At 51.0% G+C, this 16,866-nt stretch carries 15 protein-coding genes; 7 read left to right on the top strand and 8 right to left on the bottom strand.

Going from position 1 to position 16,866, the window contains the following annotated elements; genetic code table 11:
* The first annotated feature begins 3 nt into the window (after positions 1–3).
* From QFX30_RS02515 to nrdD, 4 genes are all read left to right on the top strand, one after another.
* Positions 4–162: a preprotein translocase subunit Sec61beta gene (locus QFX30_RS02515; protein WP_013294958.1), complete on the top strand. Its 159-nt coding sequence runs from the start codon at positions 4–6 to the stop codon at positions 160–162.
* Between the two features lie 11 nt (positions 163–173).
* A complete protein-coding gene (gene purB, locus QFX30_RS02520; RefSeq protein WP_300487769.1) occupies positions 174–1,523 on the top strand; it encodes an adenylosuccinate lyase in 1,350 nt (449 codons plus the stop codon).
* Between the two features lie 102 nt (positions 1,524–1,625).
* Entirely contained in the window at positions 1,626–2,528 is a 903-nt protein-coding gene (locus QFX30_RS02525; RefSeq protein WP_300487771.1) for a hypothetical protein, read from the top strand.
* 189 nt (positions 2,529–2,717) lie between these two features.
* Positions 2,718–5,033 carry an anaerobic ribonucleoside-triphosphate reductase gene (gene nrdD, locus QFX30_RS02530; protein WP_300487774.1) on the top strand — a complete coding sequence of 772 codons (2,316 nt, stop codon included), beginning with the start codon at positions 2,718–2,720 and terminating at the stop codon, positions 5,031–5,033.
* 263 nt (positions 5,034–5,296) lie between these two features.
* Here the strand turns inward: nrdD and QFX30_RS02535 are convergent, their stop codons facing one another.
* The 6 genes from QFX30_RS02535 to QFX30_RS02560 form a co-directional block, all read right to left on the bottom strand.
* Positions 5,297–6,400 (bottom strand): hypothetical protein, encoded by a 1,104-nt coding sequence (locus QFX30_RS02535; protein WP_300487776.1) that lies wholly within the window; start codon positions 6,398–6,400, stop codon positions 5,297–5,299.
* 4 nt (positions 6,401–6,404) lie between these two features.
* Positions 6,405–6,914, bottom strand: a complete 510-nt coding sequence (locus QFX30_RS02540) for a UGSC family (seleno)protein (protein WP_300487780.1) — start codon at positions 6,912–6,914, stop codon at positions 6,405–6,407.
* Positions 6,915–6,929: 15 nt separating this feature from the next.
* A complete protein-coding gene (gene lysS, locus QFX30_RS02545) occupies positions 6,930–8,504 on the bottom strand; it encodes a lysine--tRNA ligase (protein WP_300487783.1) in 1,575 nt (524 codons plus the stop codon).
* Positions 8,505–8,600: 96 nt separating this feature from the next.
* Complete coding sequence (gene thiC, locus QFX30_RS02550; RefSeq protein ID WP_300487786.1) at positions 8,601–9,902, bottom strand: phosphomethylpyrimidine synthase; 1,302 nt, start codon at positions 9,900–9,902, stop codon at positions 8,601–8,603.
* Positions 9,903–10,125: 223 nt separating this feature from the next.
* Complete coding sequence (locus tag QFX30_RS02555; protein ID WP_300487789.1) at positions 10,126–11,055, bottom strand: carbohydrate kinase family protein; 930 nt, start codon at positions 11,053–11,055, stop codon at positions 10,126–10,128.
* Between the two features lie 63 nt (positions 11,056–11,118).
* Positions 11,119–11,982, bottom strand: coding sequence for a LysR family transcriptional regulator (locus QFX30_RS02560; protein WP_300487792.1), 864 nt, complete (start codon positions 11,980–11,982; stop codon positions 11,119–11,121).
* Positions 11,983–12,110: 128 nt separating this feature from the next.
* On the opposite strand from QFX30_RS02560, the gene hxlB reads away from it, so the two are divergent.
* Positions 12,111–12,695 (top strand): 6-phospho-3-hexuloisomerase, encoded by a 585-nt coding sequence (gene hxlB, locus QFX30_RS02565; protein WP_300487795.1) that lies wholly within the window; start codon positions 12,111–12,113, stop codon positions 12,693–12,695.
* A gap of 50 nt (positions 12,696–12,745) precedes the next feature.
* Here the strand turns inward: hxlB and fdhD are convergent, their stop codons facing one another.
* Entirely contained in the window at positions 12,746–13,498 is a 753-nt protein-coding gene (gene fdhD / locus QFX30_RS02570) for a formate dehydrogenase accessory sulfurtransferase FdhD (RefSeq protein ID WP_300487798.1), read from the bottom strand.
* A gap of 129 nt (positions 13,499–13,627) precedes the next feature.
* Between fdhD and nuoE the strand changes: the two genes are divergently transcribed.
* Together nuoE and QFX30_RS02580 are read left to right on the top strand one after the other, a co-directional pair.
* Positions 13,628–14,077, top strand: coding sequence for an NADH-quinone oxidoreductase subunit NuoE (nuoE, locus tag QFX30_RS02575; RefSeq protein ID WP_300487801.1), 450 nt, complete (start codon positions 13,628–13,630; stop codon positions 14,075–14,077).
* 10 nt (positions 14,078–14,087) lie between these two features.
* Positions 14,088–15,950: an NADH-quinone oxidoreductase subunit NuoF gene (locus QFX30_RS02580; protein WP_300487802.1), complete on the top strand. Its 1,863-nt coding sequence runs from the start codon at positions 14,088–14,090 to the stop codon at positions 15,948–15,950.
* Here the strand turns inward: QFX30_RS02580 and moaA are convergent.
* Complete coding sequence (gene moaA / locus QFX30_RS02585; protein WP_300487805.1) at positions 15,941–16,858, bottom strand: GTP 3',8-cyclase MoaA; 918 nt, start codon at positions 16,856–16,858, stop codon at positions 15,941–15,943. The genes QFX30_RS02580 and moaA overlap by 10 nt on opposite strands.
* Between the last annotated feature and the right edge of the window lie 8 nt (positions 16,859–16,866).

Below are 16,866 nucleotides of genomic sequence, written 5' to 3' on the forward strand. Positions count from 1 at the left end.
TTCATGGCAAAGAAGGATAAAAAGACACTTCCACCAAGCGGAGCAGGTCTTGTAAGGTACTTTGAAGAGGAAACGAAGGGACCAAAACTCACACCTGAACAGGTCGTCGTGATGAGCATAATACTGGCTGTATTCTGCCTGGTGCTCAGGTTCTCTGGTTGAGGAGTGTTAAAATGGCCATTCATCCTGTTGAGTTCAGGTACGGGACCCCTGAAATGAAGGCTATCTGGGAGGCCGAAAACAAACTCCAGCGGATGCTCGATGTGGAGGCCGCCCTTGCAAGGGCAGAGGGTGAACTGGGAATCATACCAGAGGAGGCTGCAACCGAGATCGCAAGGAAGGCCAGCACCAAGTTCGTTACCCCTGAAAGGGTTAACGAAATCGAAAGGGAGACAAAACACGATATAGCCTCCATTGTGAAGGCACTGGCAGAGCAGTGCGAGGGAGATGCAGGGGAATACGTGCACTTCGGCGCAACATCCAATGATATTGTTGACACCTCCAACTCCCTCCTCCTGAGGGAATCCATAGATGTTCTGAGGGATAAACTGGTTAAGGTTTTAAGGGTACTCCTGAAACTGGCAGATGAGAACAGGGACCTGGTGTGCATGGGGAGAACCCATGGCCAGCATGCCCTCCCAACAACCTATGGCATGAAATTCGCCCTGTGGGCGGATGAGATACACAGACAGATTGAAAGACTTGACGCCTGCAGAAAAAGGCTCTGCGTGGGGATGATGACCGGTGCTGTTGGTACAACAGCCGCCCTGGGCGAGGATGGCCTCGAGGTCCATGAGAGGGTATCTGAGATCCTTGGACTAGAACCTGTCCTCATATCCAACCAGGTTGTCCAGCGGGACAACCATGCAGAGTTCATAATGGTCCTTGCAAACATAGCCACAACCCTCGATAAGATAGCCCTGGAGATAAGGAACCTCCAGCGGACGGAGATAATGGAAGTGGGTGAAAAATTCGATCCTGAGAAACAGGTGGGAAGCAGTACAATGCCTCATAAGATGAACCCCATAACAGCCGAGAGGATCTGCGGTATAGCAAGGGTTATAAGGTCCTACGTTGTGGCTGCACTTGAGAACAATCCCCTCTGGCATGAAAGGGACCTCACAAATTCGTCCTCTGAGAGGATAATCCTCCCTGAGGCCTGCATACTCACAGATTACATACTTAAACTGACACTTGACGTGCTCAATAACCTGGTATTCTACCCTGAAAACATAAAAAGAAACCTTGAGCTCACAGGTGGTCTTATAATGGCTGAAAGGTTAATGGCGGAGCTCACAAGGAGGGGAATGGGTAGGCAGACAGCATACGCCGCTGTACGCCAGTGCGCCATCGAGGCAAACCAGAAGGGAATGAACCTAAAGGATGTGGTCCTTGAAAGGAAAGATATCATGGAGCACCTTACAGAGGATGACCTTGAGGAGATAATGAACCCTGAAACCTACACTGGTTCGGCCTCAAGGATAGTTCAGCGGGTCCTTGAGGAGTCAGAGAACTGGCTCTGAACCATTCATGGACCATAGAGATATAAAATGTTTAATATGGCGGAATGAAGTTTTCATAAGTTTTATATGTTCAATAACCATATAGATATGGCTGGTGATAATATGCAGCCAAAGGAAATAAAATCTGTAAGGGTTGTCCCCTACACCATTATGAACTCATCGATAGGGGCAGTATGGGCATTCCTCTTCGCCCTCCTGATTCTGATATTTGCCGGTGCAATAGGGTCAGCACTTCCAGCTGAGATGAAAGTGTTGAAGGGGTTGATCACTGGAATATCAGTTGTTGGACTGGTTGTTTTACCTGTTGGAGTGTTCCTGCTTAGCATAGTCGAATCATTCCTGAGGGCATTCATTTACAACGGCCTCACGCCCCGGCTTGGCGGTATCAGGCTCAGCTTCATTGACATGGAGCAGATAGAATCATTTGACATCGTGAACACAGCACTCATACTCTCAGCCGTCAGCGCAATTCTCACATTCATATACCAGCTCCTGGTATCCCCCCTTCAGTGGGTATTCTTCAATGCAATCCTCAGCATTGCAAGGACGGTTGAACCCTCAGCAGTATCAAGCATGGCCGCGGTAGGCTCTGCAACGGCACTCGGCACCGTCGTCAACATCGTCATAACACCTATAATGACATTCATAGTTACCTTCATATTAACGGCCATTGTACTGCTCCTCTACAACTTCCTCTCAGGGAAGATCACAATGATAAAACTGAAACTCACAGAGACCGGCGATGGCTTTATGAGCATAGACAGGATCGAGGCAATACCCCTTGGACTCATAACAGGGTCAATTTTCGCGGTTGTAGGTCTCATCATAGGTATCATAGCATTCATAGTTTCAGCTATCGGCGGAGAATACAGTGTTGGGCTCATCTTACTGGTGATTGTAACCATTGGGGCATTCCTTTATGCCTTCATAGTCTATGCACTGACAGCACTGTTCTACAATGTCCTGGCACCAAGGATAGGTGCCGTGCAGATAAGAATGGAGTAGAAACAACCATTCCTTTTTCTTTCATACGAACAGTTTCAAAATTTAAAGGCTTTAATACTTTAATTGAGTACTTTAGAGTATCTAATATCGGAAAAAACCATTTTTTAGCTCTAATGACACTTTTTTATATGATGAGAAACATAATAAATAACCATCTGATTACTTCAAAAGGAGCTATATGGTGATCCTGTGATTGATGATTCACGTCTTCTGGCTGCCATACCAACAAAGGCAGAAACATGCGTACTGAAAAATAATGGTATAAGGGAAAAATTCAGCCATGAAAAACTTGTAAAATCCCTCCTGAACCTGGGGGCCAGCCTATGGACCTCCGAAAATGTGGCCTCAGAGGTTGCAAGGTCAGTCTATAATGGAATAACCACTAAGGAGATAAAGATCCTGGTTTATGATGCCCTCAAGAAGGTTGATGAGGAACTGGCAGACAGGTACCTTGCAGCCAACAGAATGAGGGTGAGAACATCCAGGGACAGGATAGAAACCTTTGACCAGAAAAAGATTGAGGAGAACCTTGTAAGGGAGGCCGGGGCCTCTAAGGAGGTTGCAAGGGAAATAGCATCTGATGTCTGGAGGGAACTCAAGAAACTCAACGTGGAGTACCTCACAGCCCCGATGATAAGGGAGGTCGTGAACACCAAACTCATAGAACACGGCCTTGAAACCCTCCGGAGGAGGTACACACGTCTCGGTATCCCCGTCTACAACATAACAAACCTCATAGAGAATGGCTCCAGGGACAACGCCAACATGATCCACAACCCCGAGACCGTCCATAAGTACGTGGCTGACGAGGCCCTCAAACAGTATGCACTTCTCCACATACTACCATCGAGGCTTGCAGACGCCCACATGTCAGGGGACATACACATACATGACCTTGAATTCTTCGCTGCAAGGCCCCTTAACTGTCTACAGCATGACCTCAGGCTCTTCATAAGGCACGGCCTCCGGGTGGACGGTACAGGTGACCATACCTCGGTGGCAGGACCACCAAAGCATCTGGAGACACTCATGAACCATGCAGGGGAGATAATGCTGGCATCCCAGCAGAACATGTCAGGGGGCCAGGCAATGAGCCTCTGGAACGTCTTCGTGGCACCCTTCGCCTCTGGACTTCCCTATGAGAAGATCAAACAGGCTGTCCAGATGTTCATATTCAACCTCAACATGGCCTACGCTGCTAGGGGCAGCCAGGTGCCATTCACAAGTATAAACCTTGAGTTCGGGGTCCCTGAGTTCCTTGAGGATGAACCCGCCTATGGACCTAGGGGTGAGCATGTGGGTGTGTACGGTGACTTTGCAGAGGAGGCGAGGTTACTGACAAGGGCGTTCACAGAGGTACTCCTTGAGGGGGATGCAGATGGCAAACCCCACCTCTTCCCCAACACCATCTACACCATAAGGCGGGAGACACTGAAGGGTGAATTCCATGAGGAACTTGGACTGGTCCATGAACTGGCATCCAAGTACGGGACAGCCTACTTCATAAACATGCTGGCAGATTACCGGGGTGAGATGGCCAACTACATGGGCTGCAGGACGAGCCTGGCGGATAACTGGACAGGTAACTGGGAGGAGGACTGCCTCAGGACAGGTAACCTTGCCTACATAACCCTGAACCTCCCAAGGGTGGCATACCAGTCCAGGGATGACGATGAACTCTTCGAGTACCTTGATGAGTACATTGACATGGCGGTGGAGGTCCTGAAGATAAGGAGGGAACAGGCACTCCACTGTCTGGATGACTACCACCTTCTACCATTCCTATCCCAGGAGATAGATGGTGAGCGCTACTACAGGATAGAGAATGCCACAATGAGCTTTGGATTCACAGGACTCAATGAGATGCTGGAGTACCACCTGGGCTCCGGTATAGAGGACCCTGAATCCAACAGGTTCGGCCTGAGGGTTGTGGAACACATAAATGAACGCGCAGCTGAACTCAAGAAGGAGACAGGCTGGAGGTGGAGCGTGCTCCAGACACCTGCTGAGTCCACTGCCCACAGGTTCGCGATGCTGGACCATGAGCACTACCCTGAGGAGGCGGTGCTCCAGGGTACCAAGGGTGCATACTATTACACCAATTCAAGCCACACACCCGTGGATGCAGAGGTGGATATTGTACAGAAGATAAAGATCGAGGAGAAGTACCACCCCCTCACACCGGGAGGCCACATATTCAACGCCTGGCTCGGCGAGGCAAAACCCGACCCGGCCGCACTTGAGGGCCTCACACGAAAAATCTGCAGAAGCAGTGACATAGGATTCTGGGCCTACAGCAACGCCCTTAGCTTCTGTCTCAGGTGCAAGACCCTCATGAGGGGGCTTCAGGATTCCTGTGCCCGCTGCGGTGAAAGGGATGATGTTGAATGGTATGACCGGATCACAGGTTACGTGCAGCAGGTCGGAAGGGCCAAGTCCTCAAGCGGTGGCTGGAACAGGGGTAAACAGCAGGAACTTCTGGATAGGAGGAGAATAAATATCTGAGCCTAAGTAGCTCAGTTCTCTATCCAGAATTGTATTTTTCTGTCTGCAATTTTTAATTGAATTTCCTTCAAATTTGAAGAGCTTTCTTTTTAATAACACTAAAATCTACCCTGAAACTCCTTGGAGTCTCTCAGTGTCTGGAGATAAATAGCCTTTTCCCTTTCTGAGTATTTCATCAGAAATGGAAGCAATGATTTCTCATAAGAGGACGTCTAAAGACAGAAAAAGTAGTAAAATGGAGTTATTGCACTGAATTATACACTTTAGTCTTCATTGAACCTCACGGGCACCGTCTGGGACTCTGATGATCCTCCAAAACCGTGGGCTATCATGGTGTGTCTCCCGGGACCACCGGCAACCACGAGGATGACATCTTCGGGACCTCTAGTTATATGGACCATCCCATCGGTCACGAGGTCCTCATCCAGCTTCCTCCCACCACGGTCAGCCAGGCGAGCCTCCACGGTTGCATTTTCATGTATATAATTTTTAACATCCTCCCTGGACCATCCATGTGATGCAACGGTCTCTGCATGTTCGGGGCTCATTATAACCAGTAGCTCCCCTGGAACGTGGCTGTTGTTGCAGCCGGCCGTCGATGCAGTGTGTACGATGGTGTCAAGGAGGTCCTCGGGGGTCCTGCTCCTGTGGTCATTCACATTGTGTGGCGCCTCAGCTCCAATCACGGTCACCGCGCTCTCTTCAGCGCCGAAACCCCTCTCAACGTGTAGGGGCTCCCAGGGGCTTTCCTCCTCATTCTCCGCGAAGCAGTAGCTGTACTTTGCAGGTGAACCCATAGTGGCATGGTCACCCACCCCGGGCACCGCACCTGCAATGTTGATGAGGGAGAGCCGCAGGGCACGCCCAAGGGTGGCACAGGCAAGGTTGCCGGGTCCAAGGCATCCCACATCTGAGTTGAAGCCGAGTTCCTCTGCAGCGGGGCCGTTGACCAGGACAGCAACAGCCACGGGGTGTGTCGTGGCGTTTATACCTGCAAGGTTGAATTCCTCCCGTCCGACACCCTCGATGCATGCCTCTATGAGCGGCATCATTGGGGGTATGCAGCCGGCCATCACCGCATTCACAGCCACCTTCTCAACGGTGGCGATCCCCATCCTCGGGGGGAGTGTGGCTATAACGTCCTCTGGTTTCCTGGGAGTGTATCTGTAGAATTTTCTGACACGGGCCTCTGTGGGCGGTATGATGGGTAGTCCATCGGTCATCCTCTTCTCATAGAATTCCAGGCTGATCCTCTCTGGGTCAGGGTCGACCATGACCTTCATATCCTTGGGGGATGAGCTGCACAGTCTTTCATCCTCCAGGAGGTCCTCTATGAGGCATCCGCATGATTTATCGATTTTAACCAATCTATCACCTCAGATGGTCCAGTATGGATGGTATCAGGTTCTCGGCCTTTTTCCTCACAGCTTCGGGTTCCAGACCCGCTATGGGGTGTTCCACCTCAACTATTCGAAGACCGGGCATGCCGTGGGCTGATGCCAGTCTCCTGGCGTATTCACTGAAGCGGTCTGAGCAGATGGAGATGGTGGGGACGCCCATACCCTCCAGGCGGATGGCGTCAAGGATCACCCATGTGGTGCAGGAGCCACAGTCACCCAGGGCAAGGATGCAGAGGTCACCCCTGGCAGCCATCTCTATCTGTTCAGGCTTTGCAGGTGCACCTGCAGGTTTCTCTGACCAGATAAAATTGAAGCCACTGAGCCCTGATTCCAGAATTCTCAGTATGATGTCTGCACCGGGCTTTGTGTTATCAAAGAGTGATATGGTCCTGACATCACCTATGCTGTTAACGGGGATCTCCTCCATGCTGGTATCTGCCAGGGGGTCCATAACCTCCCTTTCAATGATTTTCACCTTCATCTGACCACCATACTGTCAGGCTTTTAAGCGGAGCCTTTTTACCACGAAGTCCCTTTCAAGTGAAAGTAGGAATGATGCAGCCCGCGGCCCCATCTTCTTACCTATCAGGACCTTATATATGGCCTGGAATGCCTTCTGGGGTTTGAGCCCATGCCTCCTGAGTATAATGTACATTTCGTCGTGGAGCTCCTCCGGGCTCATATCCGTGGACTCAAGGACATCTGCAAGTTCCCCGAGGAATTTTCTCTGGGACTCTGAGAGTTCAACCTCTGGGAGTTCGTCCTGGACATGAAACTTCAAGAAGTCCGGGGCATAGAGTCTGAGCCAGTTTTTAACATTTTCAACCCGTTCCCTCAGCTGGGTTAACTGTTTGTCTGTTAAATCTTCAAGTTCCTTGTCCATGAACTCATCTGGAATCTGTGAGTTCCTTTTGAGGATACCGTAGAGCCTTTCAAGGTCGTCCCCGGCGATCTGGTAGGCCACGGTCATGAAGCGGTAGGATGGTCTCAGTGGAAGATCAGCGCCGTCTATCATTGAGACCCGGTAGATCCTCTTGAGTTTCTGCTCCTCCTTCTCTGAGGCAGCCTCCTCCATACCATAGTAGATCCTCTCTGTCCGGTCGAACTGGTCCATGAGGTCCAGGAATGGCATGTCGGGGTTGAAGTCCTTGTGTTTCATGGGCTTGCTCCGGAATATGAAGTAGTTGAGGCTCTCGGGGGGTCCTATCTCAAGCCACTGGCCTGGTGTGAAGAATACGCCCCTTGACTTGGACATGGCCTCCCCCCTGAGGGTTATCCACTCATAGGGAACCGGGTAGGGGGCCGGGTAATCGAATATCTCCTCTGAGATTATACTGCTCACATCATATGAGCCGCCGCTCGCGGCATGGTCCTTACCGAAGGGTTCACAGGTGACGCCGAGGATCTTCCACCTAGCGGCCCACTCAACCCTCCAGGTGAGTTTACCGAGCCCTGACTTTATGTCCATCTCCCCATGGAATCCACATTCACAGCGGTACCTCACGGTGTCCCCGCTGAAGTCATATGCCTCTGTGGTGTTCACACGGCCACAGCTTTCACAGATGGGGTTGTAGGGGAGCCAGTCCTCCCTCAGGGGCCTTTCCCTGAACCTGTTAAATATTTCCCTTATCTCACCGGCCCTCCTCAGGGAGGTTCTTATGTAGTCATTGTAGACGCCCTCGCTGTACATCTGGGCCCCTGAATGGTGTTCCACCTTTATCCTGAACCTTTCAAGGGCATCCAGGAAGGGTCTCTGGAAGTGTTCCACGAAACTCTCGCAGCAGCCCTCAGGGCAGGGTATCATGGAGTAGGGTACTCCCAGGTACTTCTCGTAGCTTTCTGGGAGTGGATAGGGGACCTTTCTGAGGGGGTCATGGTCGTCTGCTATCCAGACGGTCCTTGATCTGAACCCATCCTTTTCAAGTGACTTTGATATTGAGCTTGCTATGAAAACGTCGCAGGAGTTCCCTATGTGTATTGAGCCTGATATGGATGTTCCGCTTGCAACAACGTGCTCATCAACATCCCTGTCCTTAAGTTCATCGGCTATCCTTTCAATCCAGTGCTTCAAGCAGATCACCTGTAAAAAGCGTGATAGAATCAGTGCAGTAAAAAAGTGTGTGAACTTCAAAATATATTAATCCTTCTCTAAAAAAGGAGTGGAGGTTCAGTCGAAGATCCTGGTATCTGCACTGTCAAGCCACTCGTTGACAATCTTAACAGCGCAGTACTCACCGCACATGGTGCAGGTGTCTGGATCCTCAGGGGGACGCTCGTCCCTTATGCGCCTTGCCTCTGCAGGACACATGGCTGCATCGAACTGGGCCTCCCAGTTGAGCTTCTTACGGGCGTTGGCCATTTCAAGGTCCTTCTCCCCACTGTGGATTCCCTTGACCATGTCACCCACGTAGGCTCCGATCCTTGTTGCAATGACCCCCTCCTTCACATCTTCAGGGTAGGGGAGTGCAAGGTGCTCTGCAGGTGTAACATAGCAGATGAAGTCCGCACCTGCAGCCGCAGATGCAGCGGCTCCTATCGATGAGACTATGTGGTCATAACCGGCCCCTATATCCGTGACTATTGGTCCCAGCATGTAGAATGGGGCTCCACGGCAGAGTTTTTTCTGGAGTATAACGTTGGCCTTTATCTCATTGAGGGGTATGTGGCCCGGGCCCTCAACGATGGTCTGGACACCGGCCTCCCTGGCCCTGTCGATGAGTTCACCCAGCACTATGAGTTCCTGGACCTGGGCACGGTCGGTTGAGTCTGCAATGGCACCGGCCCTCATTGCGTTGGCCATGGACATGACAAAGTCGTGTTCCTTGGCTATCTCGAGTATGTAATCAAAGTTCTCATATAGGGGGTTTTCCAGCCCGTTTTCAACCATCCAGGCTGATACGAAGGCCCCTCCCCTGCTCACAAGGCCACCCTCACGGCCCTGCCTTTTGAGTCTCCTGAGGGTTTCCCTGTTGACACTGCAGTGGATGGCCATGAAGTCTATACCATCCTTTGCCTGCTTCTCAATGGCTTTGAACATGACGTCCTCGTCCATGTAAATGGCAGCGCCCTTCTTCCTTATGGTTTCGATGGCTGCCTGATACACGGGCACGCTTCCAACGGGTATTGGTGAGAGGTCCAGTATACGCCTCCTTATCTCATCGAGGTCCCCTCCCACTGAGAGCTCCATGAGGGTGTCTGCCTTGTTTTCAATGGCGACACGGGCCTTTTCTTCCTCCATTTCGAAGTCCACGATGTCGGTGGATGTCCCTATGGTGGCGTTGACCTTGGTCCTTAAACCCTCGCCTATACCGACAGGGGCAACATCGTCCCTGTTCAGGTTGCTTGGGATGGCTATTCTTCCACTGGCAACTCCTCTTCTTATAAATTCTGGGGTGACGTTCTCCGCCTCTGCCACCGCCTTCATTTCTTCTGTTATAACACCTTTTTTAGCTTCATCCATTTGAGTCATACAATCACCGTCTGGTTTGACCCTTTAACCCGTAAGGGTATGATTGGGATCAGCTGGAATGAGATTCATGCGCATTTTATATTGTCCAATCCAGTTATAAAAACTATGGGGTTTTAATTTTCTTAATAAAAATTCATGGCCTCTGATGTCAGGGGATCCTTCATTTAAGATATTGGAACATTCATAGTTTATCTGAACCGATGAGGGTCCTTTCCTGCTAAATTTATATGGGGGGTTCATAGCCCCAGTGCCTCTTAAAGCGACTCAAAGCAGATTCCAGATCTGGAATTTTTGTCTGAGTCCCCTCCTCCTCCACTATGAAGGATGCAACCGCCGATGCAAACCTGCCACAGTTCATGAGATCTGCACCGGCAAGGTAGGCCCTCATGAACCCTGCCCTGTATGAGTCACCGGCCCCTGTGGGATCGGCAGCCTCCCGGGGTATTGCATCGATTTTAATCACATCATCGGCATAGATAACACTTCCATCACTGCCGTAGGTCTTAACCACCACATCAGGGCCCATGTCTCTGAGACCCTCAACATCAACCTCCAGTCTGGAGCATATGCGGTCTATTTCGTGGTGGTTGCCGAAGAGGATGTCACATATCCCCACAGCCCTCTCGAGCTGGCTCCTGGAGTACATGTGGAGGTCCTGTCCGGGATCGAAGGATATGATCTTCCCCAGCGACCTTGCAAATTCACCGCATCTGCAGTTAAAGGTAGGGTCTCCTGTTGCAAGGTGGACTGCCCTGGCAGATTCTATTACTCTGCGCGGGATTTCACTCTTCCGGAAGTGTGCCGCGGCACCCCAGTAGAAGTAGCTTATCTGGTTATGCTCGGCATCTGTCATCACAAAGGCGGTTGGTGTTGTTTCAGCTTTCACAACAATCATGGAACTTATATCTATGCCGCTGGCCTCAAGTATCCTCCTGTACTCTGATCCCTCAAAGTCGCCGCCAACGGCTGATACAAGTGATGTTCTAAGCCCCAGCTTTGACCCCACGAGGGCGACGTTGGCGGCAGCTCCACCATGAAGGTTCCTCATCCTCTTTATGGCCGTTGATGAGTTGGGTTCGGGAAATTTATCAAGCTGTATTATGTAGTCAAAGGCGGTATGTCCAACAGCAAGAAGGTCTCTGTCTTCATTCATGGAATCACCCTGAAAATATAAATTAACTCTGCCCCGGCGACTTATAACACCATTGATTATTCGTTAAACAGATCGGTGTAATGGTTCAAAACCCGCCTCCAGGACAGCCTCTTGGCCCTCCCCCCTTATGAAATCCATGAATTCCTCAACCCCCTCCCTTTCCCGGCAGACCACGGCACTTATAACGTGCCTGGTCTCATTCTGGAGGATTTCAGAGCCACTGAACTGGCTTGCACTGAGGAATGTCCTGAGCTCCTGGTCACTCTTTACTATCCTGTGGGCATGGTATGGGGACCGGACATTCCTCACAATTTCAAAACTGACACCCGAATCTGAGAGCACCTCCCAGGCCAGCCTCTGAGCTGAACCCTCAACCCCAACGAATGATGAGCCATCAAGTTCCCTCATGGTTCTCGCATCACCACCCACAAGCACCAGGTGGTCGTATGCAACCGGCACGAAGTCGAGGCCCCTCTGGTAGGCCTGGAGGGGATCGTCAAGGAAGATCACATCAAGGATGCTTCTTTCTGCAAGGTGGAAGAGGTCATCATCACAGCATGAAAACAGGGATGCCTCCACTCCGAACCTCTCGATGAGGACCTCGGCAAGGTTTGATGAGACATAACCCGCAGCAACCATGAGCCTTCCTGACCCACTGAGGATTTTCAGGTGGCGCATGTAGGTTCTGAGGATATCCATACCCTCAGGCGTGAGTTCTGATCCAGCACCACTGCTTTTTACGAGTTTAACCCCCAGAAGGGATTCTGCCCTAAGAATCCTCCTGTTTAAAACCTGTGGTGTCACACCAAGTATCCTTGCAGCCTTCCTCTGGGAGAAGGTTTCCCCGATTGTACGGAGGGTCTCAAGGAATCTGTGATCCATTTCATGGCCGTTGATCTTCATTCCAGGGAGGGGTTCAATATCCATGGGTATCTCTACTATTGGAATTATTATTTTTACTTTACTTGACTAGGTCTATTAATTAATCGATGAGTACATGAGGAAATTTTTACTCTTATATCTCATGACCCATATATTAGATTACAGGTGTTGCAATGATAATGAGAGAGGCCATCAGGGATATAGTGGATAATCTACAGAAAATGGAAAATGAGATTGACGCTGAAACAGTTGACAGATTCATAGAGACCCTCACATCCGCAGGAAACGTCTTCGTTCTTGGACTGGGGAGGTCGGGGCTTGTTGCAAAGGCCTTCGCCATGAGACTCATGCACCTTGAGATAAACGTCTTCGTGGTGGGTGAGACCATAACACCAGCCATAAATGAGGGTGATGCGCTGATTGCAATATCAGGCTCAGGGACTACAAGTTACATAGTCAACGCTGCCCGGATAGCCAAGGAAAGGGGTGCCCAGGTCGTTGCTGTAACCTCACATCCAGAATCAGAACTTGGAGAGATAGCTGACCTCACCGTAACCGTGAGGGGCAGGACAAAGATCGACGGCGAGAAGAACTATATGAAGAGGCAGATACGGGGCAACCATCACTCAAGGACACCGCTGGGTACACTGTTTGAGATATCAGCCCTTGTCTTTCTGGACGGCCTCATAGCTGAACTCATGCACAGGCTTGATAAGAGGGAGGAGGACCTCAACGAGAGGCACAGCGTTTTTGAATAAAATCTGCTTTTGAGGAGGTATCTGAAATGATCAGAATCAGCGGCAATACCCTAATCAAGTATTATCCTCTCAGGGTTGCTGTATATGTTGAACCTCCTCCCCCTTACAAATCCCAGCATTGTAAGACCAGTCTTCCTTGCAGCTTCATACCCTGATGATGTTGGGGCGGCGTTCGATGCTATTATGGGAACCCCGGCACGCACAACCTTTATAAGCATATCCGCGGGCATCCTGCCACTGTAGACCATGAAGCTCCTGGAGAAGTTAACACCGTCCATGGCACCGGAGCCCAGGGCCTTATCGACCGCCACGTGCCTGCTGACATCCTCAAATACCCTGAATTCATCCCCGGTCACAAGGGCGGCAACATGGGTACCTCCAGTCATCCTCCAAACTGTCGCTGCCTTCACCATACGCCTGAAAGCATTGAATATGTCCTCAGCCCTTACCGTGAAGTCTGAGTCAACTGGTTCCACCATCTCAGCCCTCTGCCTCCATCCACCGAAGCAATCAGAGCCCATCACAAGCTCACGCCTTATCTCAAGGTCCTCTGATTCTATCTCAACGTCGATGAGGTTCTCTGTGATATCCATGGATATTATATCATCCACCGAGTCCACGAGTCCCTCGCCGAGAAGGTAGCCTGTTGCGAATTCCCTAAGGGCAGCGGGACTTGTGGTGAAGCGCTGTTCCAAGCCCCCATTTATTCGGATACGCACCTCAAGGTCATTCACGATTCTTTCAGGGACCCTCCGCATCCCATCATCCACACGGAATGCTTCAACCTCTCTGTAAAGTGACATTCATCCACACCTCTCATCTAAAAACATATATTCACCCTGGTTTAACAGTTAAACAGATGTTTAATCATTCATCCTAATTAATATGAATGCGACACTAGAATGGATCTCACATTTAGGTGGAGGTTTCTGATGGATAAGGAATTGAAGAGGATATTCTCTGGCTACACTGGCCATGCCTCAGAGATCATACCCATCCTCCAGGATATTCAGGATGTCTACGGCTATCTGCCGGAGCATGCCCTGGAGGAGGTTGCTGGTTTCACAGGGGTCAGTAAAACACATGTATACGGGGTTGCAACCTTTTATGCCCAGTTCAGGTTCAAACCGAAGGGAAGGAAGCACATAATGGTCTGCACCGGAACAGCGTGCCATGTGAGTGGGGCTGAACAGGTTCTGGATGCCCTTAAGAGGCACCTTGGCATCGGTGAGGGTGACGTCACAGAGGATATGGAGTACTCCCTGGAATCGGTGGGATGCATTGGCTGTTGCTCCCTGGCTCCATGTGCCATGGTAAACGATGATGTTGTATCACGCATAAAGCCATCGAGGGTAAGCAAAATTTTCCCAAAAAAGTCTTAGAGTGTTTAAAATGTTTGAAGATATTGCAGGAAGGGCACTGGATGAATATATGTCCCTCTTCAGGGACGAGCCGGTTATATTCCTTGGTTCAGCAACCTGTGGAAGATCCGCGGGGGCTCATGAAATAGAGAGAGTATTGCTTGAGAGGGCTTCTGAGCTCTCAGTTGAATGTCGCATCGTACACACAGGCTGCATGGGTCTCTGCTATGCCGAACCCATGGTGACCGTCTTCAACGGTGATACCCGTGGAGCCATCTACGGATCCTTGAACAGGAGACTTGCAAAGAGGATAATTCAGGAGCTCGCTGATGGTGAGCAATCCTCAGCCATTGGTCATGTTAACGTGGCCTTCAGTGGCGACTCATTTGAACCCTCCTACAGCATTGACTTCATGGAGAAACAGTCAAGGAGGATACTCCGAAGATGCGGCCTCATAGACCCAGAGAACATCAACCATTACCTGGCGACAGGGGGATACCAGGGGCTCCTCAGGGCACTGGAGATGGAACCTGAGGATATCATTGAAGAGGTGAAGGATTCTGGACTCAGGGGCCGTGGGGGGGCAGGATTCCCCACCTGGCTCAAGTGGAGCCTCTGCCGCCAGGAGGAATCCGATGTGAAGTACCTGGTATGCAACGCCGACGAGGGCGACCCGGGTGCCTTCATGAACCGTTCACTCATAGAGGGGGACCCCCACTCCCTCCTGGAGGGGATACTTATAGCAGCATACGCTGTGGGTGCAGAGGAGGCCTACATCTACTGCAGGGCAGAGTACCCCCTTGCCCTTGAAAGACTGAGAACCGCAATATCTGACCTCCGGGATCTAGGACTCCTCGGCGAGGACATCCTGGACTCTGGGTTCAGCCTTGATATAAGGATAAAGGAGGGGGCAGGGGCATTTGTATGTGGAGAGGAGACAGCCCTCATAGCATCCATTGAGGGTAAAAGGGGGATGCCCCGTACCAGACCACCATTCCCAACAACAAGCGGCCTCTGGGGGAAGCCAACTGTTATAAACAATGTGGAGACACTTGCAGCTGTCTCAATGATAATGCAGGAGGGCCCAGAGTACTTCAACACCCTGGGGACTGAGGGGAGTCCCGGAACCAAGACCTTCTCCCTTGTGGGGGATGTGAGGAGAACCGGCCTCATAGAGGTTCCCCTGGGCACAACTCTGAGGGAGGTCATCCATGATATTGGTGGGGGTGTAAGGGACGGTGAGCTCAAGGCTGTCCAGATAGGAGGACCATCCGGCGGATGCCTCCCGGCTGAACTTGTTGACACAGGCATAGACTATGATTCACTGACATCTGCCGGCGCAATAATGGGTTCAGGGGGCCTCGTGGTTTTATCTGACCATACATGCATGGTTGAACTTGCAAGGTACTTCCTTGAGTTCACTCAGCGGGAATCATGCGGAAAGTGTGTCCCGTGCCGTGTGGGTACAAGGCAGATGCTCATGATACTCAATGATATAGTTGAGGGCTCAGGAAGAGAGGAGGACCCGGAGATTCTCAGGGACATCGCAGAAACCGTCAGGGCAGCATCCCTCTGTGGCCTGGGCCAGACATCCCCAAACCCTGTTCTAACCACCCTCAGGTACTTTGAAAACGAATACCATGACCACATAAACGGAAAATGCACCGCAGCATCATGCAGCCAGCTCATGCACTACCTCATAGATTCAGAAAAATGTGACGGATGTATGGCCTGTCTGAAGACATGTCCCGCGGACGCCATTGAGGGTTCAAAGGATGAGTTGCATGTTATAGATCAGGAGAGCTGCCTCAAGTGCGGGTCCTGCCTTGAAACATGTAAGAGGGACGCTGTTTTGAGGGTTCCAGGGCCATATTCCCCGGCCAATCAGGACTGATAGTAGGGAGACCTCCTTCTGATGGCCTCAAGAAAAAGTTCACGGAGACCCTCAAGGTCACCGGAACTGAGGGCTTCCCTGGTGTCCACCAGGTTGTCGTTACGGAGGAGGCACGGCTTAAGCTTCCCATCAGGGGTTACCCTAAGCCTTGTGCAGTTTGCACAGAACCTTGTATTATCCATGGGCCTCACAACCTCCACCTCCCCGTCCCCGATGAAGTACTTCTTGCGGTCCTGCATGAACTTCCTTGTCATTGTACGGTCAGCCATCTCTGCAAGTTCAGCCTCAATGGGGGTTATGTCGAAGTGGTACCTCTCCACTCCATTATCAGGGCAGCTGTCGGTTTTCAGGAGTTCTATTATCTGCAGCACCGCGCCCTGCTGACGGCAGAACTCAAACATGTCCCATATTTCGTGGTGATTGACACCCCTCAGTATCACCATGTTTATCTTGACAGGGTCGAGGCCAGCCATAACGGCACCTTCTATCCCCGCCTTAACCCTCTCAAGGTAGTCCTTCCTGGTTATGAACCGGTAGGTTTCAGGGTTGAGGGTGTCGAAGCTGACATTGACCCGGTCAAGCCCGGCATCCCTCAGGGGGACACTCAGATCCTCAAGGAGGGTCCCGTTGGTTGTTATGGAGATATCCCTGAATCCAATACTGTCTATCCTCTCAACTATCTCAACAATATCATCCCTTATGAGGGGCTCGCCACCTGAAAGCCTTATTTTCTTCACACCAAGGTCAGAGGCCACCCTGCATATGTTCTCTATATCCTCTGGGCTCATCTCCTCGTCTGAACGCACGATTCCGTCCCGGTGGCAGTAGATACAGCTGACATTGCAGCGCCCCGTTACAGATATTCTCAGTGATACCAGCGGTCTTCTGTGGTTATCATGAACCTGCATTCTCTACC

The sequence above is a fragment of the Methanothermobacter sp. genome (assembly GCF_030055435.1).
In the GTDB taxonomy this organism is placed as follows: domain Archaea; phylum Methanobacteriota; class Methanobacteria; order Methanobacteriales; family Methanothermobacteraceae; genus Methanothermobacter.